This window comes from Mucilaginibacter sp. UYP27 (assembly GCF_040547175.1).
Taxonomy (GTDB): Bacteria; Bacteroidota; Bacteroidia; order Sphingobacteriales; family Sphingobacteriaceae; genus Mucilaginibacter.
This window is the reverse complement of record NZ_JBEPPE010000006.1, coordinates 144330-165273: the sequence shown is the minus strand read 5'-3', so window position 1 is coordinate 165273 and position 20944 is coordinate 144330. Positions and strand designations below refer to the sequence as shown.

Here is a 20944-nt window from a genome sequence, read left to right as displayed (position 1 = left end):
TATTGGGCCGAAGTCGAACTGAAGAATCAATCAGCAGAAACTAATCAACAACCTAAAGTTGATGAAGCGACAAAGCCGAGAATGATAATGGTACCAAAGGCTTACACCGTATTTAACATCGCGCAAACCGAGGACATTGACTTTCCTGCTTTTGAAGCAGAGTTGAGAAGCGATGCAGAAATAATACAAGCTTGCGAAGACGTTATTGCAAACATGCCAAACAAGCCCACCATACGCAAGAATGGCACAAACGCATACTATCAACTTACTACCGATATCGTTGTCGTACCAAGCCTTAAAAAGTGCAAATCTAACGAAGCTTATTACAGTACACTATTCCACGAACTGGCACACAGTACCGGCCATGAAAGTAGATTGAACCGTAAAGAACTTTTAAACTCCGATGGCTTTGGCTCTGCTACCTACGCTAAAGAAGAACTTACTGCCGAAATGACTGCTGCATTCCTGGGAGCAATAACCGGAATAGGTCAAGCAACTATCGACAACAGTGCAGCCTACATTGAAAGCTGGCTTAAAGCATTAAAGAATGATAAAACATTAATCATTAAAGCTGCTGCACAGGCTCAACGAGCCGCCGATTACATTATGTCGGTTACGTATCAACCTGCATGATTTTAAAGCCCTAACGGGCTTTTTCTTTTTGCATGATTTCGGTTATTTATCTCGTCTAACCTTTTCTTATATTTATTTAATTATTAAAACATTATGACATATAAGAAAGTAGCATGGTTCTTAGGTGCGTTAATATTAATTGGAGGAGTGACTTTTATCGTCATGTTAACAAAGACGCGTAATGGCGATCAATTCCAAATTTACGAGGATAAGGTTTATTCTGACTCGGTTCTCACTATCTATAGTAGCGGTAAATTGGATTTGAGCAGCGTAACAGCTTCATTCAATGGGAAACCAGCTGTTGTAAAGTCTGTATCTTTTAACAAAATGGTTGTAGCTATACCTGATGTTGGAGACACGACTATCGCCAAAACAAATTCAGTGAAATTGGTTTTAGCTAACAGCTCAGGCAATGTTTTTGAAAAGGGTCTAAGTTTTGTAAAGCGTATTAAAATCGATTATGTTTCCACAAATCAATATAGCAACGATATAACTATAAACGGAAAGTACCTAAATGATGAGCAGTTGAAAGTTTACTTTAATGATAAAGAAGCAGTTGTTATTTCTAAAAACAGCTTGTCGATTGTCGTAAAGATTCCGGATCTTGCGAAGGCATTTCTGAAACAAGAGTTTAACCTTTCTCTACTAAATAAAGATAGCACCGTATATTTAAAAAAGTATAGCGTTCAAAACACATCTGTTAGTTTAATTGACAGCGCTGAAAAGGCAAGTTGGAAAAGCGGTATTCTATCAGTTGACGGATATCATTTTAACATAAGTAATAGATTTGATTTGTTATGGCAGGATGCAGGAAACGATACCAAAGGATTTGTAAGAAACGAAGATGTAAACATGGAAGACGGTAGTCGTTATAAGGTTTTACGAATGCATCCTATGTGGGAACCTCAAGGAAGCATATCCGGGATTTTCAAGCAAATATATTTACCAGGTGCAAAAACTTTTAAAGCAAAAGTAGGCTTTCTGAAAAATGCTATATCATCGGATGGTGTGAGTTTTGAGGTATGGTTACACTACACATTCGCAAATCGCGCCCAACAAACGCGCTTAGTTAGTTATCACAAATACAGTGATGGCAAAATGTTTGACCTGTCAAGCGATTTTCCAAACGACATTCCTGACGATTTTTCAGTTGAACTACGAGTTAACGCGGGAGAAAGATCTGAGTATGATTGGGCTGCTTGGATTGCACCTTTGATTATTACAAAGACGTTGAGGCCACAGCTTTAAATAAACTACCATGTTAAACTAGGCTTTTATAACGTTGCTATTTATTTCTTAAAAGGTCCTATTCCCAAATATTTCGAACAGTACCTTATAAAGAATAAGGATAAACTCCATTCACAAGCACCCATCAACTATCCTACACGATATTCATCTACTACAAATTAGTTAACATGGGGTTATAGTACCCTTTTTTAAAAACGTAGTAGTAGATCTATAATGACTGCAAATGCAATTTGAAACACTATTTCGAAAAGTACCTTTTAAAAAATAAGGAAAGCATCGCATCTACCATCTCTTCCAATTCTCCACTTTGGGACAGTTAATAAAAAGGGTCTTAATAACCCCTAATTTCGAAAAAGTGTAGCAACTGAGTTTAACTATTCAGAGTTTCGACTATATATAAACACCTCTCTATAATTTAAATTGGTAAATTGCAGCACACAACCAATGCGCATACTAACATTCTAAACGTTCATCGCTTGCAACTTCCAATAAAGCTTATTGTTCTATTTGTTGTTATTTCGATAATTGGACTAATGCCGTGGGAATCTATATTTCCTATTCAAATTGTTAATCAGACATTAAAATCCATGACTAATGGAGTAACAGGCATGATAGGTCTATTAGGCGTATGTTGTACGTTATACATATTTGTTAAAGATGAAAGTCGGATTACTTCATTGCTAAAAGTGATGGGAGGTATTTCTTCTCTTTTAATACTATTGCTAATGGGTATAGCCTTAATCACTCCATCATTTGACTGGAAGGACAATGGTGTTTATAGGAATGGGGAAGATTTTATAGTTGTTCAGGAACAAGAAACATTCGTCACTACTAGTATTGTATATCCGAGGTTGATTAGAACAACGTCACCTTACAGTATGATAAGATTTGTTGAAGAGAAGTACCAGCTTAAAGACGACGTGTTCTTAAAAGATTCTGCATTAGTATTTAAAGGTTTAACCTGGCGTAGAGAATCGCAGCAACGGTAACGCTTATTATACTGTTAATAATCTTATTCTCGAAGTCTGCCTTTTAAAAAATTAGTTGGGACTACATTTACAATATCACCAATACCTAACCCAAGAAACTTTAAGGGTCTATAAAAGTTAAAAACTCTTAATTCATGGATTCTCAATTCAGGATTTTAGCTACCCGTATATACCTAAAATAGACCCTCTTTCTGAATTAGTTAGTTGCATACGTAACAGTAATTTGCGTACCTTACTGGCATGCAATCGAATTCTTATCACTACGTAACGATAGACTTTAGCAAAGAGTTTGATAGTAGAAATTACAAGCCATATTATCTTGATGCATTTAAAAGAGTAGGATCTGATCTTCTAATTCTGGAAATCACCCCATACTATCTAATACATAATGATAGATATAAACATGAGATACATATAGTGAGCGACCGATTCGAAGAAGTGCCATACCTATTTAACGAACATGGACTTCCACGCTTAACTACAGGATACGAACCTATTTTTTTGTATCAAGACTCTTACTCAAAGGGAGTTTTAGAAGTAAATGAAGGAGGGTATTATCAAGAAAGCATAGTAACCCTATATTTCCCTTTTAATTTAATAGAAGAAAAGCTAACTGAGAAAGAGTAATTCAGGATTTTAGCTACCTCTATAAAGTAAGAAATCTTAACAATTCCGAATTAGGAAAGAGAGAGTGAAGATGATTATTCGGCAAAGTTAGGCACCAGGAACAACACATGGCAAGGAACTACGGCATAAACACAACCTCCAACACCACCCTTCATTTATTCCGTTCCTGCTTGCATTTAGTTATCCCTTACGCCTGTATGGGCATCATAATCATTCATTCACTTTAAATCAAAAACAGATATGGAAAAGCTACAAAAGAATTGAAAAACTGCGCCAAAACTGCGCCAAAAGCTGAATAATTACCTATAAAATTACTAAATTGCGATAAGTAGAATAAATCGTAGTTCTACACTTTAAATAAATAACAAAATTATAAAATCTGCACTTATAGCCTCTATAAGCTGTTTTAAAGCAAAAAAATGCCTCTTAGTGATTACTAAGAGGCTAATTTAAGGTGTGGTGCCAGCTGGAATCGAACCAGCGACACAAGGATTTTCAGTCCTTTGCTCTACCAACTGAGCTATGGCACCCCGCTCTATTTGAGGTTTGCAAATGTAGCGTTTTTTTTATTTCCGGAAACTTTTTTTTCAATTTTAGTTGGATGGATGTCATCTTCAGGCCGCCGGTAATTGAATTTCAGGGAATTACAGCCTAAAATTATTTTTAGTTTTTTTCAGGAGGTGGTATAACACGCCTTATTTAAACAAATTCTAAGTTTAAAACATTTAGGCAATATCTATCTTTACTTTAAATCAAATCCCTACTTTAGCCTTAAATTACTATGCACGCATAATATTATATATGGTCGGACAGGTTATCTTTATCATCATTTTACTGGGCGCTGCTTACCTTTTTGGTAAAAACGTTGCCAAGGTTAGGCGCAACATCCTCTTGGGCCGTGATACCGACCGGAGCGACCGCCCCGCCGAGCGCTGGGGCATTATGGCAAAAGTTGCCCTGGGTCAAACTAAAATGGTGAAAAGGCCTACGGCCGCCGTTATGCACTTCTTTATCTATGTTGGTTTTGTGATCATCAACCTGGAGGTACTGGAGATCATGATAGACGGCATATTTGGGTCGCACCGCATATTCTCTAAACCACTGGGCAGCCTGTATCGCTTGCTGATAGGTGGCTTCGAGGTGCTGGCATTGTTGGTGCTGGTATCGTGCGTGGTGTTCCTGGCCCGCCGCAACATCCTTAAGTTAAAACGCTTTAGTGGTACCGAAATGACCAACTGGCCAAAGTCGGATGCAAACTATATTCTTATTATCGAGATTTTGTTGATGACGGCCTTCCTGACCATGAATGCCGCCGATTATAAATTACAGGCCCTGCATTTTGGGCATTACCTAACTGCAGGCAGTTTCCCGGTAAGCGATCTGATAGCGCCGTTGTTACCATCGGGTGCTAATTCGTTGGTGATTATCGAGCGGGGCTGCTGGTGGTTCCACATTATCGGGATATTGGCGTTCTTAAATTACCTGCCGTATTCGAAGCATTTTCATATTCTGCTGGCCTTTCCCAATGTATATTATTCTAATTTGGAGCCAAAAGGCGAGTTCAGCAATATGGCATCGGTTACCAACGAGGTAAAGGCGATGCTTGATCCTTCTTTCGTGCCCGAGCCTGCAGAGATTAGTCGTTTTGGGGCGAAGGACGTAACCGACCTGACCTGGAAAAACCTGATGGAGGCCTACACCTGTACCGAGTGTGGCAGGTGTAAATCGGTTTGCCCGGCAAATATCACGGGTAAGCTGTTATCGCCCCGCAAAATTATGATGGATACCCGCGATAGGCTGGTAGAGGTGGGCAACAATATTGATAAACACGGCAAGGAGCACAACGACGATAAAAGCTTACTGGACAACTACATCACCCGCGAAGAATTGTGGGCTTGTACCACCTGTAACGCCTGTGTAGAGGCTTGCCCGGTAAATATAAACCCGCTGGAAATCATCACCGAAATGCGCCGTTACGTGGTGATGGAAGAATCGCAGGCACCTGCAAGCCTCAACAACATGTTCGGGAATATGGAAAACAACGGTGCGCCATGGAAATATAGCCAGGCCGACAGGTTAAACTGGGCCGAAAAAGAATAATAGAATATGTCGCAAGATTTAGAATCGAAATATATAGCCTTTGTAGAAAAGGTAGCTGCCGGCAAACAGGTTTGGGGCTTAAAAAGTAAAACGGGCTGGGCAAATGCCGATGCTACGGATAACGAAGAATTGTCGGTTATCCCGTTCTGGTCAGACAGGGCAGGGGCCAAAGCCTGCGCGCGCGATGATTGGAAAAGTTACGTGCCTACGGAGATCCCGCTGGCTGCTTTTTTAGAGGATTTCTGTTTGGATATGGCCGAAAATGAAGTATTGGCAGGCATCGAGTGGGACACCAAACTATTTGGTACAGAAGCTTATGCCTTAGTGGTGGCGCTTGATGTTTTGAACAGGTTAGGTGCGATAAATTCGGCCATAACATTTGCCAACTACAGCAGCATACAGGAGTTTATAACTGACATTAGCGAAGAAGAATAATGGAGCAGACGATACCAACCATGGCCCAACTGGCTTCCGAAGGCAAAGAGCCTGAAATACTTTTTTGGGTAGGCTGTGCCGGAAGTTTTGACGAGCGCGCGCAAAAAATAACCCGCGACATTTGCAAGATCCTTAGCCATGTGGGCATGAGCTATGCCGTTTTAGGTACCGAAGAAAGCTGCACCGGCGACCCGGCCAAACGCGCGGGTAACGAGTTTTTGTTCCAGATGCAGGCCATGGTAAATATCGAGGTGCTTAACGGTTATAATATCAAAAAAATAGTGACCGGATGCCCGCATTGCTTCAATACCATCCGTAACGAATACCCCGGCCTTGGCGGTACTTACGAGGTGATCCACCACACCCAATTGATCCAATCCCTTATCGACGAAGGCAAGCTAAAGGCCGAAGGCGGCGAAAGCTTTAAAGGCCGTAAAATAACCTTTCACGACCCTTGTTACCTTGGCCGCGCAAACAATGTTTATGAGGCACCCCGCGCGGCTTTAGAGATTTTGGATACCGAACTGGTAGAAATGAAACGCTGCAAAAGCAATGGCCTTTGCTGTGGCGCAGGCGGTGCGCAAATGTTTAAAGAACCCGAGCCGGGCAAAAAAGACATTAACGACGAGCGCATGCTGGATGTGATCCAAACAGGTGCCAGCATTGTAGCATCCGGCTGCCCGTTCTGCATGACTATGTTGACCGACGGAGTTAAACACATGGAAAAAGAACAAGAAATAAAGGTGCTGGATATTGCCGAGATAACGGTTAGGGCTAACGGGTTATAACCCGTTTTTTGCCTGGAAATTATTTTCTTCCGAATATTGCCAGCATCTTTGCCAGCGCACCTTCCGAATGCATTCGCTCGCCATTTTCAAGCGAGCGTTTTGCTGCTGCGGATGCCCTTTCACGCATATTTATTTCGTATGATGTAATCGCCTCGTGCAACGTATTGTGCTCGCCCGATGTTAGGCATTCACTCAATTCCAGCGCGTCCAGCATAGCCATATTTGCACCTTCGCCAGCAAAGGGTGGCATCACGTGGGCGGCATCCCCAAGCATGGTTGCGTTGGGTTGGGCTTCCCATTGCTGGTTTAACGGCATGCAGTAAATAGGGCGGGGGACAAAGGGGGTTGTAGCGTTTTTAATTAACTCGTGCCAGATATTACTCCAACCGGCATATTCGGTTTTAAACCATCGCAGTAGTTGCACCCTGTCGTTAAAATCAATCCCGCTTTTGATAGCCCAATTTTCCTCGGGTTTAAAACTGGCGTAAAAACCCAGGTCGCCGTCGCCTTTTTGCCCACCCAAAATGCATTTACCATCGCCAAAGGCCATTATTTTGCCACCGTTTAGCAAATTGTAAATAAGAGGTGCGGTTTCTTCGGCATTCGGCACGTTGAGTTCTACCATTGTAACACCAACATAAAACGATTTGATGTCGGTTATGTACGGGCGAACCTTTGAATTGACACCATCTGCCGCTACCACCAGGTCAACGTAGGCGGCTGTGCCATTTTTCAAATGCAAAAGCCAACCCTCACCCTTTACTTCCATCGAAATAAAGTGACTATCCCAAATAACAGTTTCCGGCTGCAAAGAATCCAGGAAGATCTTGCGTAACAGCACTCGGTCAATTTCGGGGTTAAAGGAGCCGCTCTCGATGTCTTCCTCCGTTTTGGCACCGTGGTCGCTGAAAAGTACAGTTGCATTTTCGTCTGCAATAACTTTTTTATCGGCACCAACCCGAAAGTTCTTTTTAAGTTCAGCAACCAAATTTGCTTTGCGCAGCGCCGCCATGCCCGAATCTTCGTGCATATCCAGCGGGGAACCAACAACACGCGCATTTTTATTAGCATCGCGTTCGTAGACCTTAACATTAGCGCCTTTTAGCTGTAAAAGCCTTGCCAGCGTTAGCCCGCCGGGGCCGCCGCCAATAATGGCAACTTGTTTATTGTGTAGTAACATAGTATCACGTTTAAAAACACAAAGTTGAGGAAGGCCTGCTCATTAGGCTTGTATAAACGCGACAAAATCACTGCCGCTGGGTACTTCCATTGTTTGGTTTTGCGAGCGAAGGCCCCCGGGGTGGTGCCGCTATACCGCTTAAATTCGCGGCTTAGGTGGGCCTGGTCGGCATACCCAAGTTGATGTGCCAGGCTCGCGAGCTTACTTTTTGGGTTGATCCACAATGCGTTGCGCACCTTTTCAAACCGCATCAATCCCAATACATCTTTAACCGTGTAACCCGATGACTGCTTAAATTTGCGTTCCAGCGTGCGCACCGTGGCGTGTGCCACAGCGGCTACGTCGCTTACGGGCATAATACCGTTTGCCCCTCCAATCGCAATTCCGGCCTTAGTTAGCGTGTTATCTGTGTTTAGTGTTAACTGCGCGGTGAGTAAGTAATGTTTTACCTGCTCCACCGCTTTTGTTATATCGCCTGCCTCTATGCATTTGCTTAAGGTAATTTGCAGGCTTGCAATAGGATGCTCAAAAATGCGTACGCCGTCTTTACCCGGTGGCAAGCCAAGCAACCCGAACACCGCCCAGGGCCAGCATCTTATGCCGATGATCTCGAAATTGCTTTTTGTATAAAAATGCACAGGCTGGTTGAGCAACCCAATCATAAAGGGCGAGGCGAGAGGTTGTAAAATGTCATCCTTTAAAATGCTGCACCCGCTGCCAAAGTGAAAAATGATCTCGGCATAACCATCGGGCACTACTTCAAAACTGGTTATGGCTTCGCCAAGATCCTGCCGGGTGTACCAAAAACATTTAACGGCATCCCGCAAACCCTCCGGCGATTCAAATTCCTGGTGATGCATATTTTTATAAGCCTTTACCCTTCAAAAAGTTCAGGGCTTGCTTCAAACTATCCAGCCTTTGGGGCGATAATTTTTTTACGGGGATGTCCCACCGGGTAGCCATGGAATCTACATCGCCTTTGGGGTCTTCGTAAGTTTGGTAAATGATATCGTCGGCCTGGGTTTTAATTTCGAGGGTATCGGTAGTAGAAGTTCCGGCAATGTACTCCAATTCCGAAAAACGCTTTAAACTGAACGAATAATATTCAAGTTTACCATGTTGATAAGTTTTGCGCAGGCGCATAAAATGATCAGGGGTGAGGGTTATTTCAAACTTTTTCAGGGTGGGCTCAACGGTAGGGTTGTAGCTCTCATTCAGGAAGCGGTTGCCCCAGTTTATCCACTCCAGCTCGGTATTATATGCCTTAAACGCGCATAAAAATAGCGCCGGGAGCACAATTGCCGCAATCAGCAATGCTTTTTTATTTCCCGGCAGAAGTGATTTTTGCATGACAACTTATAATAAACCTAAGTTAATATTTTGATAAATTTGCGATATGGAATTTTCTTCACACTCAAGGGTTTGGGTTTACCAATCCGACCGTAAATTAACCGACGCTGAAGTGCTTCAAACACAGGTTTTGCTGGATAATTTTACCACCGGGTGGACGGCCCATAACAACCAGTTGCTTGCCAAAGCCGAGATAAGGTACAACCGGTTCCTGATCCTGATAGTTGACGAAAGCCAGGCAGGTGCAAGCGGCTGCTCTATAGATAAATCTGTCAATTTTATGAAGCAACTGGAGCAGCATTTTGGCATTAACCTGTTCGATAGGTTTAACCTGGCCTACCGCGATGGTGAAGAAGTAGTATCAGTGCCCCGCCACCAGTTTGAAGACCTGCTTAAAGCCGGTATCATCAATACCGAAACCATTGTATTCAACAACCTCGCCCAAAATATCACCGAACTGCATACCAAATGGGAAGTGCCGTTTAAAGATAGCTGGCATATCCAGCTGTTTAGGGATCTGGTTAGTTAATAATTTGGTTTAACTGCTCACTAATAATTATTTACCTGCCCCATGTTCATCATCAGCCTCAACTACATCGTCCCGTTAGAAGAACTTGACCAGCACATGGATGCTCATGTCAAGTATCTGAAGAAATATTACGCGGCTGATGTATTTATTATGAGTGGCCGCAAAGTGCCGCGCACGGGTGGTATTATCATCGCCCAGGCGGATTCAAAAGAGATACTGGAGAAGATCATCGCCGATGACCCTTTCCATCTGCACAAGCTGGCAGAGTTTGAAATAACCGAATTCCAGGCGTCGCAAGCGCACCCCGACCTAAAACATTTGTTGAGATAATTTTTTATTAAATTGCATCATGGAAAACATGGATGCAAGGGTAGATGCCTATATCGAAAAATCGGCAAATTTTGCCAAACCTATCTTAAATCACCTGCGTGAGTTGGTGCACCGTGCATCGCCGCAGATTACAGAGACCATGAAATGGAGTGCGCCGTTTTTCGAATATAAGGGCGTGCTTTGCTTTATGATGGCCTTCAAGCAACATGCCGGTTTCGGTTTTTGGAAGGCCGATACCCTGCCCGACCCGCACGGTTTGATTAAAGACGAAGGGAACGCGGGCAGCATAGGCAAATTGACCACCCTTGCAGATCTGCCAAATGACGATATCCTGATCTGGTATATCCGCCAGGCAATGGAGCTAAAGAACGCGCCATCTGCAACAATTGCCACGCCAAAGGTCAGAAAGGAGCCCTCCAATACCGACGCAGTTGCAACACCCGATTACCTGACAGCGCTTTTGGCCGATAATACGCAGGCCGCCGACTACTTTGATAACTTCAGTCCGTCACAAAAAAAGGAATACATTACTTGGTTTGAGGAGGCCAAAACAGAAGCCACACGCGATAAAAGATTAGCAGAGGGGATGGCCTGGATAGCCGAGGGAAAGACAAGGCATTGGAAGTATAAATAATAATTGTCTGTTTAACGGTTTTGTTCACGTTCACGGCCGTGAACGGTAATTATATTTTACGATACCTTTATAATCAGGTATTTATATTTTTAAGATCCTGACAAAACACTGTTACCATTATTTCAAGGTATTGGCTTTTACGCATGCCGATCCGTTAGCCATTGGATAAGCCAACAAAGGTTGGTTTAATTACTTCTTTACCAAACTCAACCACTTTTTAATTACATCCTGTAAAACACCGGCCTTTGCTTCGGCATCTGCCTTATCTTTAAAGATAGCTAAACGGCGCCCGTCCTTGTAATCACCCTCCAGTAAGCCGCCGGTATTATCAACACTGGCGCCGCTTGGGAACACCAGCATCAACCGGTTCTTGTGCAAGTTCATCACCGCTATATCGCGCTTGTATTCTTTCGGGTCAAACGGCGCCATGGGGCCGTTATAGTAGAAACTGGGGTTGTTCCATTTTATCTGCTCCGCAATGTTGCCGTCGGATCCTAAAATGGTTTGTCGGAGTGTTTCTACCGCGTCGCGGACAGCCGGGTCGAGGTTTTGGATGTGTTGGGTTACCTGTTCGGTATCGGTAAGTTTCGGCTTAGGCATCATTAATTTGCTAATATTGTAGCATCAAAACAGCTGTGGTAGTAATTGATCTTATTGATCGCCACGCTTTGCCATAGCTATTGGTTATTTACCCGCCGGTATTGTAAGAGCCTGTTATAACGTGACTTAAGCCTGTATTTTTATCTACAACGTTTACTTTAAAATATCCCTTTATAATGTCAAATCCGTCGGCATCTTCTGTAAACGAAGTGAATTTTACCGTTCCGTCTCCATTCTTTTCATAATCGAAGGTTGTAGATTTTAACGAGAACTGCGAAACAGGAAATACGCCAACTACATCGTTTACACCTACACTAAATGATATGTCAATTTCCTTATCATCAAGGCTATGTGCAGATAAGTTTGTATTACCGGCAAAGGGAACAGAAGGGTCGGGGTCTTGGTCAAGCGTTACAGTGTTATGCATGGTTATTAGCGGCCCGTTGTCAATCTGGTAAATAAACGAGTCATCAGCACCAATGCCTACTGTGTAAGTAGCGTCTGTGCCCGGGTCGGGAGTGGTAGTCCCCGGCGTACCGGGTTGGCCCGGTGGCACAAAAATTACGCCTTCGGGATATATTACCGGGTCCAGCTTACAACTGCTTACAGCAATAAGCAGGAGCAGGTATAACAGATAGTTGTTTTTCATTATCAAATTATACGTAATGCCACTATAATTAGTTGTTACTTCTTTAAAACGCCAACGGCACAAGCCTGCGCATGTTTTTCATGATCAGGTATTGCCTGTGCCTTAGGTAGCGGGTAGGTTTGGTGGCACTCCACCGTAAGGGGCTTGGAAAGATCACCGCGATGGCTGCCGACTGCCTGCGGGTAAGCTGCGATGCCGGTTTGTGAAAATATGCCTGCGATGCAGCCTCGATGCCGTAAATGCCATCGCCCATTTCAATTACGTTGAGGTAAATCTCCATGATGCGCTTCTTACTCCAAAAGGCTTCTATCAGTACGGTAAACCATGCTTCGAAACCCTTACGCACAAACGAGCGGCCGGGGTAAAGGAAAACGTTTTTGGCTGTTTGCTGGCTTATGGTACTGCCGCCTATCAGTTTTTTGCTTTTGGCGTTTTTTTGGATAGCACGTTCAATGGCCTTAAAGTCGAAACCGTGGTTCTCTAAAAAAGATTGATCTTCGGCGGCAACGGCGGCGCGCTTCATGTTGTCGGCAATATCGTCAAACGCTACCCACTGCTTGTCGATCTTCCAGTCTTTACCATCAGCCTTGCGCTCAAAGCCGCGTTGTATCATTAGCCAGGTAAAGGGAGGGTTTACAAATTTAAACAGCAGCACACCAAACAGGCTGGCGGCAACAAACACAATCACGATCAGCTTTACAATGCGCAGTACAAGCCTTACTATGCCGTTATTAAAAAAACCTTTTGTTTTGCTGCTGCCTTTACGGCTTTGTACTTTTTTAGCCATTGTGATATTAGTGCCTGCTAATTTCAGGATAATCTTTTTATTAAACGCAAAAAAGGTGTTTAGCCTAAACTAAACACCTTTTTAAAAGCCCCCTCTAAATCTCCCCCGATAGGGGAGACTTCTCAAAGCCCTCTCCTTCGGAGAGGGTTGGGTGAGGCCTTACTCAGCAACAACTGAGAAAGGAACCTGAACTTTAACTTCTTTATGCAGGTTCACTATTGCGGTGTAATCACCAACAAATTTAGGCTCCTGGTCAAAAGTGATGCGGCGACGGTCAACTTCAAAACCTTCTTTTTTCAATGCATCAGCCACCTGGATGGTATTGATAGCACCGAAGATCTTGCCGCTTTCGCCGGCTTTAGCACCAATAGTAAGCTTAACGCCTTCTAATTTAGTTGCTATTGCATCAGCATCTTTGCGTATTTTTTCTTGTTTAAACTGAGCTTGCTTTAAGTTTTCTGCTAAAACTTTACGTGCACTTACAGTTGCTAATATTGCGTAACCTTTTGGGATAAGAAAATTGCGGCCATAACCTGGCTTTACATTCACTACATCGTCTTTATCGCCGAGGTTTTTTACGTCTTGTTTTAAAATAACTTCCATTGCTTTTTACCTCCCGATTATTTTAATGAGTCTGTAACATAAGGTAATAAACCGATGTGGCGTGCACGCTTAACAGCCTGTGCCACTTTACGCTGGAACTTCAAAGAAGTACCTGTTAAACGGCGGGGTAATAGTTTACCCTGGTCGTTAATAAACTTTAATAAAAAGTTTGCGTCTTTGTAATCGATGTACTTGATACCATTCTTTTTGAAACGGCAGTATTTTTTACGGTTATCCTCCACTTTAGGAGCGGTAACGTATTTAATTTGGTCGTTTGCCATTAGTTGTTTTCCTCCACTTTAGCTGCAGGTTTCTTGTTAAAGGCTCCGCTGCGTTTTTTATCATTGTAAGCAATGGCATGTTTATCCAAAGCAATGGTAAGGAAGCGCAAAACACGCTCATCGCGCCTTAATTCAACTTCCAGTTTATTAATTAAATCACCCGGAGCCTTGAATTCAGTTAAGTGATAGTACCCTGTAGTTTTCTTCTGAATAGGGTACGCTAATTTTTTCAAACCCCAATTATCCTCCTGGACAATTTCGGCTCCGTTATCTGTTAATGTCTTGCTGTATTTGGCAATTGCCTCTTTAGCAGTTTCATCAGATAACAACGGGGTTAGAACGATCACGATTTCGTACTGTTGCATTATTATTTTGATTTTTAATTATTTATCCCTGTATATCGGGGCTGCAAATGTATGAAGAAATAATTTATAATCAAAGCCCGATATGTTGTATTTTGTGGGCTTTAACCGATACGCTGATATGAAAAAAATTATACTGTTATTGCTGTTTTTTTGTGCTGTTAATATCGCTAAAGCTCAAAAAACAGCCGTTGGGCCTATTGAGCAAAAATTTACCACATCGTTGTGCGATTGTTTAAGTAAGCTCGACCAAACCACCATCAAAACCAGCGAAGAAGCAAATAAGGCTTTTATGGAATGTTTTATGGCGCAGTCTGATCTGCTTGTAGACCTCGCTGCCGAACGCAATGTTACTATGGACGATGGCGGCGCCATGAATAAAATAGGCGCGGATATTGGCGCTAACCTGCTTAAACAAAAATGTAGCGCGTTCATAAAACTGGCCGTTAAAATGAACGACAAAAAAAAGGAAGATGCCGCAGCTTCGCTTAGTACCAGCGGTACTTTTAAACGGATAGATAGTAAAGGCTTTAATTATATAGTGATAACCGATGCCACCGGTAGCGAAAAATCATTTATCTGGCTAAGGCAATTCCCTGGGTCCGAAAATTTTATGGGGCTTACCACCAAATATACTGGCAAAAAGCTTAAGGTAACCTGGCAAGAGATGGAAGTTTATTTGCCTGCTGCCAAAGGTTATTATAAGGTAAAGGAAATTGTTGGGGTTGATGTTTTGTAAAACATTACCGCCCGTCAATCTGTCTTTATTAATAAATACAACATTTATGCAATTAGCTAATATTGGACCTGACGACAATAACGAAGACTTAGCAGATGACCTAAACCTGAAACCTACCGACGAGGGTAACCCTGTTGAAGGCGATTGGGATGACGAAGAGGACGAAGACTTTGACGACCAGACCGAATCTTTAAACGACCTGCACGAGATACAGGTTGATGATGACATTGGCGAACCTGACCCCGAGGATGACGACCACATGCCAAACGGCGACGAGAAGTAGGGGTTAATTTCTTTCGGCAAATAACTCGTCCAGGTTCAAAATAAAATCGGGTAAAATAGGAGTAATTACGTGGTCGCCTATCGTTAAAAGTTTTGATGGCTGGAAAGTGCCGTTTGTAAGCGTGTATTTTAAGAAAGTTTTTTCTTGCGGATGGATTATCCAATACTCAAGCACCCCGGCATCTTCGTACACTTCATATTTGTTTTGAAGTTCTTTCTTATTATTGCCGGGGGATAGGATCTCCACAACAATATCCGGCGCACCCAGGCAACCCTCTTCATCCACTTTTGCAGGGTTGCAAATAACACATATATCAGGCTGTACAACGGTTATAATCTCTCTTTCGTTGCCGGATAATCTTGGAATGCGCACATCAAACGGAGCCGAAAAAACTTCGCAGGATTTACCAACAAGGTAATTACCTAATTTTAAAGTTATTCGGTGCGAAATTCGCTGATGGAGAGACCCTGGAGCAGGGCTCATTTTGAAAATCTTGCCCTTTATAAGTTCCAGACGTTCTTCAATAGCCCATTTAGCGTAATCGGCATATGTGTATTCTTTCGTTAGATCGATATCTGATAATAGCATGATATTCAAAAATACAAAAAAATTAATTCAAGCGGATTGGGGATGTTAACAATTTTAGCAAACAGCTATTTTACATTCTTAATTTGTTGCTACCTTAGTGCCTGTGGATAATTTCATTGTTTCGGCACGTAAATACCGCCCGGCAACCTTCGAAACCGTTGTAGGCCAGCAGCATATAACTAATACGTTAAAAAACGCTATTAAGAATAATCAGCTGGCGCAGGCATTTTTGTTCTGCGGGCCAAGGGGCGTTGGTAAAACCACCTGTGCGCGCATCCTTGCCAAAACCATCAACTGTACCAATTTGCAACCCAATGGCGAAGCCTGCGGCACGTGTGACAGTTGCCGAGCATTTATGAACGGTAACTCGTTCAATGTGCACGAACTGGATGCCGCATCAAACAACTCGGTTGATGATATCCGCAGTCTGATAGACCAGGTGCGCATACCGCCACAAGCCGCCCGTTACAAGGTTTATATTATTGATGAGGTGCACATGCTATCGCAGGCGGCTTTTAACGCTTTCCTGAAAACGCTTGAAGAACCACCCAGCTACGCCATATTTATTTTAGCTACAACCGAGAAGCACAAGATACTGCCAACCATCCTGTCGCGATGCCAGATCTTTGATTTTAACCGCATCAGGGTAGATGATATGGCCGGGCATTTGGCAGGTATCGCCCAAAAAGAAAACATAGCTTACGAGAACGATGGCCTGCATATCATCGCCCAAAAAGCTGATGGTGGTTTGCGGGATGCCCTCTCCATGTTTGACCAGATCGTGAGCTTTAGCGGCGGTAACGTTACCTACCGCTCGGTTATCGATAACCTGAACATCCTTGATTACGACTATTATTTTAATGTTACCGATAAACTGTTAAGTGAGGACAGCGCGCAATCGTTGTTGCTGTTTGATGAGATACTGGGCAAGGGTTTTGATGGCGCGCATTTTATATCCGGCTTGTCCGAGCATTTCCGGAACCTGTTGGTGGGTAAAGATGCATCAACCATAAAATTGCTGGAGGTTAGCGAAACCATAAAGGCGCGTTACCTGCAGCAATCGCAGGCGGCATCGGTATCGTTCCTGCTATCGGCCATGAATATTGCCAACCAGTGCGATATCAGTTATAAACTGAGCAAGAACCAACGTTTACAGGTAGAGCTTGCCTTGCTAAAGATGAGCAACCTGCTCTCCATATTCAATATGTCGGCATTGCCGGCCGTTCAAAATGCTGCTGCCCCAAACGGGGAGTTAAAAAAAAAACCTGATACCACAGTAAATAACGCCCCATCGGCCCAAAATACGGCCGATGAAATGAGCGTAGCGAGGGATAATCCCATTACCTATAACCGTACGCCACCGGTTACCGCGCCTGCCACGCCATCAATGGTTGTGCCGCCTGCGGAGGTTAAACCCGAACCTGCCGAGAAGCCAAAGTTTTTTGTACCGAATGCACACGCAGGGGCATCATCGGTTAAAATACCATCCTTAAAAGACCTGGGCAAACAGGTAGAAGAGGCCGCGCTGGAAGAAGAAGACCCCTACTTAAAAGGTACGGACAAAGAATCCTTTACCATTGACCAATTCCTGCAATTATGGACGGACCATGGTGCTAAGCTTAAAAAGGAGAACAGGGCCGCTACACTTTACACCATATTTACCTCGGTAACACCAAAGGTGTTGGGCCCAGAAAATTTTGAGGTGCCGGTATCTAACAAAGTACAGGAACAGGCCTTTAGGGATGAACGCCCTTATATTTTAAACTTTTTGCGTACTACACTTAAAAATTTTTGTATCGAGGTTAACGCTAAAGTAGAAGAATCTACCGTGGTGCGTAAACCCTACACGGCCATGGAGAAATTCCAATACCTGGCCGCCAAAAACCCACAGCTTATAGATCTGAAGAATAAATTCAATCTTGATTTTGATTAGGCTGGGTAACCACAAAGAATACGAAAGATCTTCTAATTCATAAAACAACAAGAGCACAAAGATTTTAAATCCATTGTGCTCTTGTTGTTTTTAGCTCTGTGCCTTTATAATGAGGTCACTAATAGTATTTACTGTTTTGGTGTATCATTTTTAGGATAACCTTCTTCGTCAAGGTCATCGCGGTCATCCTCGGGCGTGTGTGCCAAAGCGGCGTCTCGGGGGCTTATTTCCACTATTTTACCGCTATCGATATGCATCCCCAAGGTATCCGCGTCGGTTTCTAAAGAGCGGTTGGCATCGTACTCGCCGTTGGTATCGTAGGGGTTAGCCTCGTCATATGTCGAGTTCATATCCTCGCCATCTTTAACGGCGGTATCATAAGGGTCGGGGTGGTCGTAGTCGGGATTATCACCTTTAACATCGTACTCGTAACTGTTAGTTTTCTCGTCGTAATTTAGGTTTTCGCTATCTACGGTTTCGTTGCTATCGTCGTTCAATGGATTGTTCCTGTCCTCCGGGTCAGTAACAAAATCCTCGTTTTCGTTTTCGGGTATCATAGGTTATATATTTGGTTAATATACCTTAAAAACCCTGCCAAAAAAATATTGTTTTAGGAGTAGCGCCTTATTACTGAACCGATTTACGATACGAGGTAACATCGCCAAGGGCAAACTTTAAACCGATAGAATATTGTACCAGTTTATCCTTGCTTTTGCCGGCTGTAAAACCGTCCATATTATCGGTAAAATCGTTGTTGAACTGGTATGCTAAATCGACTTTAAAAGAGGGCTGGTTGTATTGATTGAAGAATTTGATCTCGTAACCCAGGCGTATTGGGATATAAAGCTCGTTGCTTTTGTTGAGGCCGGGGGTAAAGAACTGAGGGTCGGTGTTTGATGCACGGTTGATATTGTCGTCATGTATATCATTCAGGATGTAACCCAAACCTGTTGATACATAAAGGCCTTTTAAGGCATTTGCTACACCGCCGTTAGAATAATCCATAATTTCGCCTGCTTGTAGCTGCGCCCTAAATAAAATAGCAGTAAAGTTATTTTTAAAGTAACGGCCGGATAGCGTGGTTAATTTATCACCGCCTTCCAGTTTACCGGTTTGTATCTCGATAAGGTAATTTAAATATGGCGATTGATTGTAATTGAAATTTACAAATGCTGAGGGTGTACTTTTTAACTTGCCCTCTGTGTCGCCATACAATTGGTTAATAGTGCCACCAAAACCAACGTCGTATTGGGCGTAGTCATAGCCAATTTGTGCCTTTGATATTGTGGTTATTGCAGATAATAGCAGCGTGAAAAATATGGTTTTAGTAAGCAATTTTATCATAATGTAAACGCCGGGTTTTGCCGAATGGCATATTTTAATTTTTATAAAAGTAACATCTAACTTTTAAAAAGCAATGCGATGCTTAAATTAATTGTTACACGGGTTAACAACGGCATTTTGCAAATACTATTATAACACAATACGCTTTTAACATATGAGGGTAAATAAATAACTAATATTTATCGCGCTTAAATTTTTGCAAATAAAATTTTATGTAAGTTTGAAACCGTTAAAAACAGAAATTAACCAATAAAAATAAGGCATGTCAAAAATTAAAGTAGAAAACCCGGTAGTAGAGCTGGATGGTGATGAAATGACCCGCATCATCTGGAAATTTATAAAAGATAAATTGATCATCCCTTATCTGGACCTGGATATAAAATATTATGACTTGGGTATCGAGTATCGTGATGAGACCGATGACCAGGTTACCATTGATGCCGCAAACGCTATATTAAAATACGGCGTGGGTATTAAATGTGCTACCATTACGCCCGATGAGCAGCGTGTTGATGAGTTTGGATTGAAACAAATGTGGAGGTCCCCAAATGGTACCATCCGTAATATATTAGATGGTACGGTTTTCCGCGAGCCTATCGTGATGAACAATGTACCGCGCTTAGTGCCAAACTGGACTGCCCCTATCTGTATTGGCCGCCACGCTTTTGGCGACCAGTACCGCGCTACAGATTTTGTTACCAAAGGCAAAGGTAAACTAACTATTAAATTTACCCCTGAGGATGGCGGTGCCGAGCAATCGTTTGAGGTGTACAACTTTAAAGGCGATGGCGTTGCATTGGCTATGTACAACACCGATGAGTCTATCCGCGGTTTTGCACACGCTTGTTTTAACCAGGCGCTGATGAAAGGTTGGCCTTTATACCTGTCTACCAAAAACACCATTCTTAAAAAATACGATGGCCGTTTTAAAGATATTTTTGAAGAGATCTACCAGGCAGATTATAAAACCAAGTTTGCGGATGCAGGCATCACTTACGAGCACCGATTAATTGACGACATGGTTGCATCGGCCCTTAAATGGAACGGTAACTTTGTATGGGCTTGTAAAAACTACGATGGCGACGTACAGTCTGACACCGTTGCACAAGGCTTTGGTTCATTAGGTTTAATGACGTCTACCTTGGTTACACCGGATGGTACCGTTATGGAGGCCGAAGCTGCACATGGTACGGTAACCCGCCACTACCGCGAGCACCAGGCAGGCCGCCCAACATCTACCAACCCAATCGCATCAATTTTTGCGTGGACACGTGGTTTAGAGTTCCGCGGGATACTCGATGGTAACCAGGAACTGGTAGACTTCTGTAAAACACTGGAAGAAGTTTGTATAGAAACCGTTGAAAGCGGTAAAATGACCAAAGATTTGGCTATCACAGTAAAAGCTAAGGTTGAGCATGGTACCGATTACCTGTACACCGAAGAGTTTTTAGAAGCCATCAACGAAAATTTAAAAGCAAAATTGGGTAAGTAAATTTAGCCGATTAAAAATAATAGAAAAGCCCGGTCAGAAAAGAGCGGGCTTTTTTGTAGATAAAATTTAGCACCACTTCCCCAAAATCCCTAACTTAGCGTTTGAAGTGGTTCAATTAAACAATATTAAAGAAACGTTAACTCTTTTTAAAGAAGAGTTGGTACAACGATACCCTATCGCGACACTGGGGTTGTTTGGTTCTGTTGTGCGCGATGATTTTACCGAAAAAAGTGATATTGATATCATCGTTGAATTTAACCGGCCAATCGGAATTGAGTTTGTGACTTTAGCCGATGAGTTAGAAAATAAGTTACAGCGTAAGGTTGACCTTGTATCAAGGGGCGGGATTAAAGACAGATATTTGAAGGTGATAGACCCAGAGATAGTGTATGTTTAAAAGAGTTTATGAATACTTTTGTATGATATTTCTCCCTACTTCC

Annotated in this window: 26 protein-coding genes and 1 tRNA gene; 14 read left to right on the top strand and 13 right to left on the bottom strand. The window is 42.7% G+C overall.

From position 1 onward, the window contains the following. From ABIB39_RS18295 to ABIB39_RS18285, 3 genes are all read left to right on the top strand, one after another. Positions 1–633: zincin-like metallopeptidase domain-containing protein (locus tag ABIB39_RS18295; RefSeq protein ID WP_354431622.1), on the top strand; the 633-nt coding region annotated here is incomplete at its 5' end. Between the two features lie 93 nt (positions 634–726). Continuing rightward, the gene (locus ABIB39_RS18290; RefSeq protein WP_354431621.1) at positions 727–1881 is read left to right on the top strand and encodes an IPT/TIG domain-containing protein; all 1155 of its coding nucleotides are present in this window, start codon (positions 727–729) and stop codon (positions 1879–1881) included. A gap of 1229 nt (positions 1882–3110) precedes the next feature. Next, a complete protein-coding gene (locus tag ABIB39_RS18285; protein ID WP_354431620.1) occupies positions 3111–3497 on the top strand; it encodes a hypothetical protein in 387 nt (128 codons plus the stop codon). A 457-nt stretch (positions 3498–3954) separates the two neighbouring features. On the opposite strand, the gene ABIB39_RS18280 is transcribed toward ABIB39_RS18285, so the two are convergent. Next, positions 3955–4027 (bottom strand) — tRNA-Phe (locus ABIB39_RS18280). A 271-nt stretch (positions 4028–4298) separates the two neighbouring features. On the opposite strand from ABIB39_RS18280, the gene ABIB39_RS18275 reads away from it, so the two are divergent. From ABIB39_RS18275 to ABIB39_RS18265, 3 genes are read left to right on the top strand one after another with little or no spacing between them, the layout of a single operon-like run. Further along, positions 4299–5597, top strand: a complete 1299-nt coding sequence (locus tag ABIB39_RS18275; RefSeq protein ID WP_354431619.1) for a 4Fe-4S dicluster domain-containing protein — start codon at positions 4299–4301, stop codon at positions 5595–5597. Positions 5598–5603: 6 nt separating this feature from the next. Further along, on the top strand, positions 5604–6032 hold the full coding sequence (locus ABIB39_RS18270; RefSeq protein WP_354431618.1) for a DUF2750 domain-containing protein: 429 nt from the start codon (positions 5604–5606) through the stop codon (positions 6030–6032). Continuing rightward, positions 6032–6820: a (Fe-S)-binding protein gene (locus tag ABIB39_RS18265; protein WP_354431617.1), complete on the top strand. Its 789-nt coding sequence runs from the start codon at positions 6032–6034 to the stop codon at positions 6818–6820. The genes ABIB39_RS18270 and ABIB39_RS18265 overlap by 1 nt, the downstream gene beginning before the upstream one ends. A 19-nt stretch (positions 6821–6839) precedes the next feature. On the opposite strand, the gene ABIB39_RS18260 is transcribed toward ABIB39_RS18265, so the two are convergent. Genes ABIB39_RS18260 through ABIB39_RS18250 form a run of 3 tightly spaced genes read right to left on the bottom strand, consistent with a single transcriptional unit; the run spans position 6840 to position 9350 of the window. Then, complete coding sequence (locus ABIB39_RS18260) at positions 6840–8000, bottom strand: FAD-dependent oxidoreductase (protein ID WP_354431616.1); 1161 nt, start codon at positions 7998–8000, stop codon at positions 6840–6842. Next, positions 7946–8860, bottom strand: a complete 915-nt coding sequence (locus tag ABIB39_RS18255) for a helix-turn-helix domain-containing protein (protein WP_354431615.1) — start codon at positions 8858–8860, stop codon at positions 7946–7948. The genes ABIB39_RS18260 and ABIB39_RS18255 overlap by 55 nt, the downstream gene beginning before the upstream one ends. Before the next feature lie 4 nt (positions 8861–8864). After that, positions 8865–9350 carry a hypothetical protein gene (locus ABIB39_RS18250; protein WP_354431614.1) on the bottom strand — a complete coding sequence of 162 codons (486 nt, stop codon included), beginning with the start codon at positions 9348–9350 and terminating at the stop codon, positions 8865–8867. A 46-nt stretch (positions 9351–9396) separates the two neighbouring features. Between ABIB39_RS18250 and ABIB39_RS18245 the strand changes: the two genes are divergently transcribed. The 3 genes from ABIB39_RS18245 to ABIB39_RS18235 are packed head-to-tail and all read left to right on the top strand — an operon-like array spanning position 9397 to position 10843. Next, positions 9397–9879 (top strand): ABC transporter ATPase, encoded by a 483-nt coding sequence (locus tag ABIB39_RS18245; protein ID WP_354431613.1) that lies wholly within the window; start codon positions 9397–9399, stop codon positions 9877–9879. Positions 9880–9921: 42 nt separating this feature from the next. Next, positions 9922–10209 (top strand): YciI family protein, encoded by a 288-nt coding sequence (locus ABIB39_RS18240; protein WP_354431612.1) that lies wholly within the window; start codon positions 9922–9924, stop codon positions 10207–10209. 19 nt (positions 10210–10228) lie between these two features. Beyond that, on the top strand, positions 10229–10843 hold the full coding sequence (locus ABIB39_RS18235; RefSeq protein WP_354431611.1) for a YdeI/OmpD-associated family protein: 615 nt from the start codon (positions 10229–10231) through the stop codon (positions 10841–10843). A 189-nt stretch (positions 10844–11032) separates the two neighbouring features. Here the strand turns inward: ABIB39_RS18235 and ABIB39_RS18230 are convergent, their stop codons facing one another. From ABIB39_RS18230 to rpsF, 6 genes are all read right to left on the bottom strand, one after another. Further along, the gene (locus ABIB39_RS18230; RefSeq protein WP_354431610.1) at positions 11033–11446 is read right to left on the bottom strand and encodes a DUF1801 domain-containing protein; all 414 of its coding nucleotides are present in this window, start codon (positions 11444–11446) and stop codon (positions 11033–11035) included. Between the two features lie 85 nt (positions 11447–11531). Then, positions 11532–12092 (bottom strand): hypothetical protein, encoded by a 561-nt coding sequence (locus ABIB39_RS18225; protein ID WP_354431609.1) that lies wholly within the window; start codon positions 12090–12092, stop codon positions 11532–11534. 43 nt (positions 12093–12135) lie between these two features. After that, positions 12136–12879, bottom strand: a complete 744-nt coding sequence (gene mtgA / locus ABIB39_RS18220) for a monofunctional biosynthetic peptidoglycan transglycosylase (protein WP_354431608.1) — start codon at positions 12877–12879, stop codon at positions 12136–12138. Positions 12880–13038: 159 nt separating this feature from the next. Then, positions 13039–13482, bottom strand: coding sequence for a 50S ribosomal protein L9 (gene rplI, locus ABIB39_RS18215; protein WP_354431607.1), 444 nt, complete (start codon positions 13480–13482; stop codon positions 13039–13041). A 17-nt stretch (positions 13483–13499) separates the two neighbouring features. After that, positions 13500–13763, bottom strand: coding sequence for a 30S ribosomal protein S18 (gene rpsR, locus ABIB39_RS18210; protein ID WP_354431606.1), 264 nt, complete (start codon positions 13761–13763; stop codon positions 13500–13502). Further along, entirely contained in the window at positions 13763–14128 is a 366-nt protein-coding gene (rpsF, locus tag ABIB39_RS18205) for a 30S ribosomal protein S6 (RefSeq protein WP_354431605.1), read from the bottom strand. Before rpsF ends, rpsR begins: the two co-directional genes overlap by 1 nt. A 118-nt stretch (positions 14129–14246) precedes the next feature. On the opposite strand from rpsF, the gene ABIB39_RS18200 reads away from it, so the two are divergent. Continuing rightward, positions 14247–14864: a hypothetical protein gene (locus ABIB39_RS18200; RefSeq protein WP_354431604.1), complete on the top strand. Its 618-nt coding sequence runs from the start codon at positions 14247–14249 to the stop codon at positions 14862–14864. A gap of 46 nt (positions 14865–14910) precedes the next feature. Further along, complete coding sequence (locus ABIB39_RS18195) at positions 14911–15147, top strand: hypothetical protein (RefSeq protein ID WP_354431603.1); 237 nt, start codon at positions 14911–14913, stop codon at positions 15145–15147. 3 nt (positions 15148–15150) lie between these two features. Here ABIB39_RS18195 and ABIB39_RS18190 read toward each other — a convergent pair whose 3' ends face one another. Then, complete coding sequence (locus ABIB39_RS18190) at positions 15151–15735, bottom strand: Uma2 family endonuclease (protein WP_354431602.1); 585 nt, start codon at positions 15733–15735, stop codon at positions 15151–15153. A gap of 103 nt (positions 15736–15838) precedes the next feature. Between ABIB39_RS18190 and ABIB39_RS18185 the strand changes: the two genes are divergently transcribed. Continuing rightward, positions 15839–17668, top strand: a complete 1830-nt coding sequence (locus ABIB39_RS18185) for a DNA polymerase III subunit gamma/tau (protein WP_354431601.1) — start codon at positions 15839–15841, stop codon at positions 17666–17668. A gap of 128 nt (positions 17669–17796) precedes the next feature. Here the strand turns inward: ABIB39_RS18185 and ABIB39_RS18180 are convergent, their stop codons facing one another. Both ABIB39_RS18180 and ABIB39_RS18175 read right to left on the bottom strand, forming a co-directional pair. Further along, entirely contained in the window at positions 17797–18225 is a 429-nt protein-coding gene (locus ABIB39_RS18180) for a hypothetical protein (protein ID WP_354431600.1), read from the bottom strand. A 70-nt stretch (positions 18226–18295) separates the two neighbouring features. After that, a complete protein-coding gene (locus tag ABIB39_RS18175; RefSeq protein WP_354431599.1) occupies positions 18296–19012 on the bottom strand; it encodes a hypothetical protein in 717 nt (238 codons plus the stop codon). Positions 19013–19274: 262 nt separating this feature from the next. Here ABIB39_RS18175 and ABIB39_RS18170 point away from each other — a divergent pair, with 262 nt between their 5' ends. Next, a complete protein-coding gene (locus ABIB39_RS18170; RefSeq protein ID WP_354431598.1) occupies positions 19275–20504 on the top strand; it encodes an NADP-dependent isocitrate dehydrogenase in 1230 nt (409 codons plus the stop codon). 106 nt (positions 20505–20610) lie between these two features. Further along, the gene (locus ABIB39_RS18165; RefSeq protein WP_354431597.1) at positions 20611–20901 is read left to right on the top strand and encodes a nucleotidyltransferase family protein; all 291 of its coding nucleotides are present in this window, start codon (positions 20611–20613) and stop codon (positions 20899–20901) included. Positions 20902–20944 lie beyond the last annotated feature (43 nt).

Bases quoted from the DNA above. Each gene is read 5' to 3' on its own strand.
- ABIB39_RS18290 (WP_354431621.1), top strand. From the start codon at position 727: ATGACATATAAGAAAGTAGCATGGTTCTTAGGTGCGTTAATATTAATT.
- ABIB39_RS18285 (WP_354431620.1), top strand. From the start codon at position 3,111: ATGCAATCGAATTCTTATCACTACGTAACGATAGACTTTAGCAAAGAG.
- ABIB39_RS18275 (WP_354431619.1), top strand. From the start codon at position 4,299: ATGGTCGGACAGGTTATCTTTATCATCATTTTACTGGGCGCTGCTTAC.
- ABIB39_RS18270 (WP_354431618.1), top strand. From the start codon at position 5,604: ATGTCGCAAGATTTAGAATCGAAATATATAGCCTTTGTAGAAAAGGTA.
- ABIB39_RS18265 (WP_354431617.1), top strand. From the start codon at position 6,032: ATGGAGCAGACGATACCAACCATGGCCCAACTGGCTTCCGAAGGCAAA.
- ABIB39_RS18260 (WP_354431616.1), bottom strand. From the start codon at position 8,000: ATGTTACTACACAATAAACAAGTTGCCATTATTGGCGGCGGCCCCGGC.
- ABIB39_RS18255 (WP_354431615.1), bottom strand. From the start codon at position 8,860: ATGCATCACCAGGAATTTGAATCGCCGGAGGGTTTGCGGGATGCCGTT.
- ABIB39_RS18250 (WP_354431614.1), bottom strand. From the start codon at position 9,350: ATGCAAAAATCACTTCTGCCGGGAAATAAAAAAGCATTGCTGATTGCG.
- ABIB39_RS18245 (WP_354431613.1), top strand. From the start codon at position 9,397: ATGGAATTTTCTTCACACTCAAGGGTTTGGGTTTACCAATCCGACCGT.
- ABIB39_RS18240 (WP_354431612.1), top strand. From the start codon at position 9,922: ATGTTCATCATCAGCCTCAACTACATCGTCCCGTTAGAAGAACTTGAC.
- ABIB39_RS18235 (WP_354431611.1), top strand. From the start codon at position 10,229: ATGGAAAACATGGATGCAAGGGTAGATGCCTATATCGAAAAATCGGCA.
- ABIB39_RS18230 (WP_354431610.1), bottom strand. From the start codon at position 11,446: ATGATGCCTAAGCCGAAACTTACCGATACCGAACAGGTAACCCAACAC.
- ABIB39_RS18225 (WP_354431609.1), bottom strand. From the start codon at position 12,092: ATGAAAAACAACTATCTGTTATACCTGCTCCTGCTTATTGCTGTAAGC.
- mtgA (WP_354431608.1), bottom strand. From the start codon at position 12,879: ATGGCTAAAAAAGTACAAAGCCGTAAAGGCAGCAGCAAAACAAAAGGT.
- rplI (WP_354431607.1), bottom strand. From the start codon at position 13,482: ATGGAAGTTATTTTAAAACAAGACGTAAAAAACCTCGGCGATAAAGAC.
- rpsR (WP_354431606.1), bottom strand. From the start codon at position 13,763: ATGGCAAACGACCAAATTAAATACGTTACCGCTCCTAAAGTGGAGGAT.
- rpsF (WP_354431605.1), bottom strand. From the start codon at position 14,128: ATGCAACAGTACGAAATCGTGATCGTTCTAACCCCGTTGTTATCTGAT.
- ABIB39_RS18200 (WP_354431604.1), top strand. From the start codon at position 14,247: ATGAAAAAAATTATACTGTTATTGCTGTTTTTTTGTGCTGTTAATATC.
- ABIB39_RS18195 (WP_354431603.1), top strand. From the start codon at position 14,911: ATGCAATTAGCTAATATTGGACCTGACGACAATAACGAAGACTTAGCA.
- ABIB39_RS18190 (WP_354431602.1), bottom strand. From the start codon at position 15,735: ATGCTATTATCAGATATCGATCTAACGAAAGAATACACATATGCCGAT.
- ABIB39_RS18180 (WP_354431600.1), bottom strand. From the start codon at position 18,225: ATGATACCCGAAAACGAAAACGAGGATTTTGTTACTGACCCGGAGGAC.
- ABIB39_RS18175 (WP_354431599.1), bottom strand. From the start codon at position 19,012: ATGATAAAATTGCTTACTAAAACCATATTTTTCACGCTGCTATTATCT.
- ABIB39_RS18170 (WP_354431598.1), top strand. From the start codon at position 19,275: ATGTCAAAAATTAAAGTAGAAAACCCGGTAGTAGAGCTGGATGGTGAT.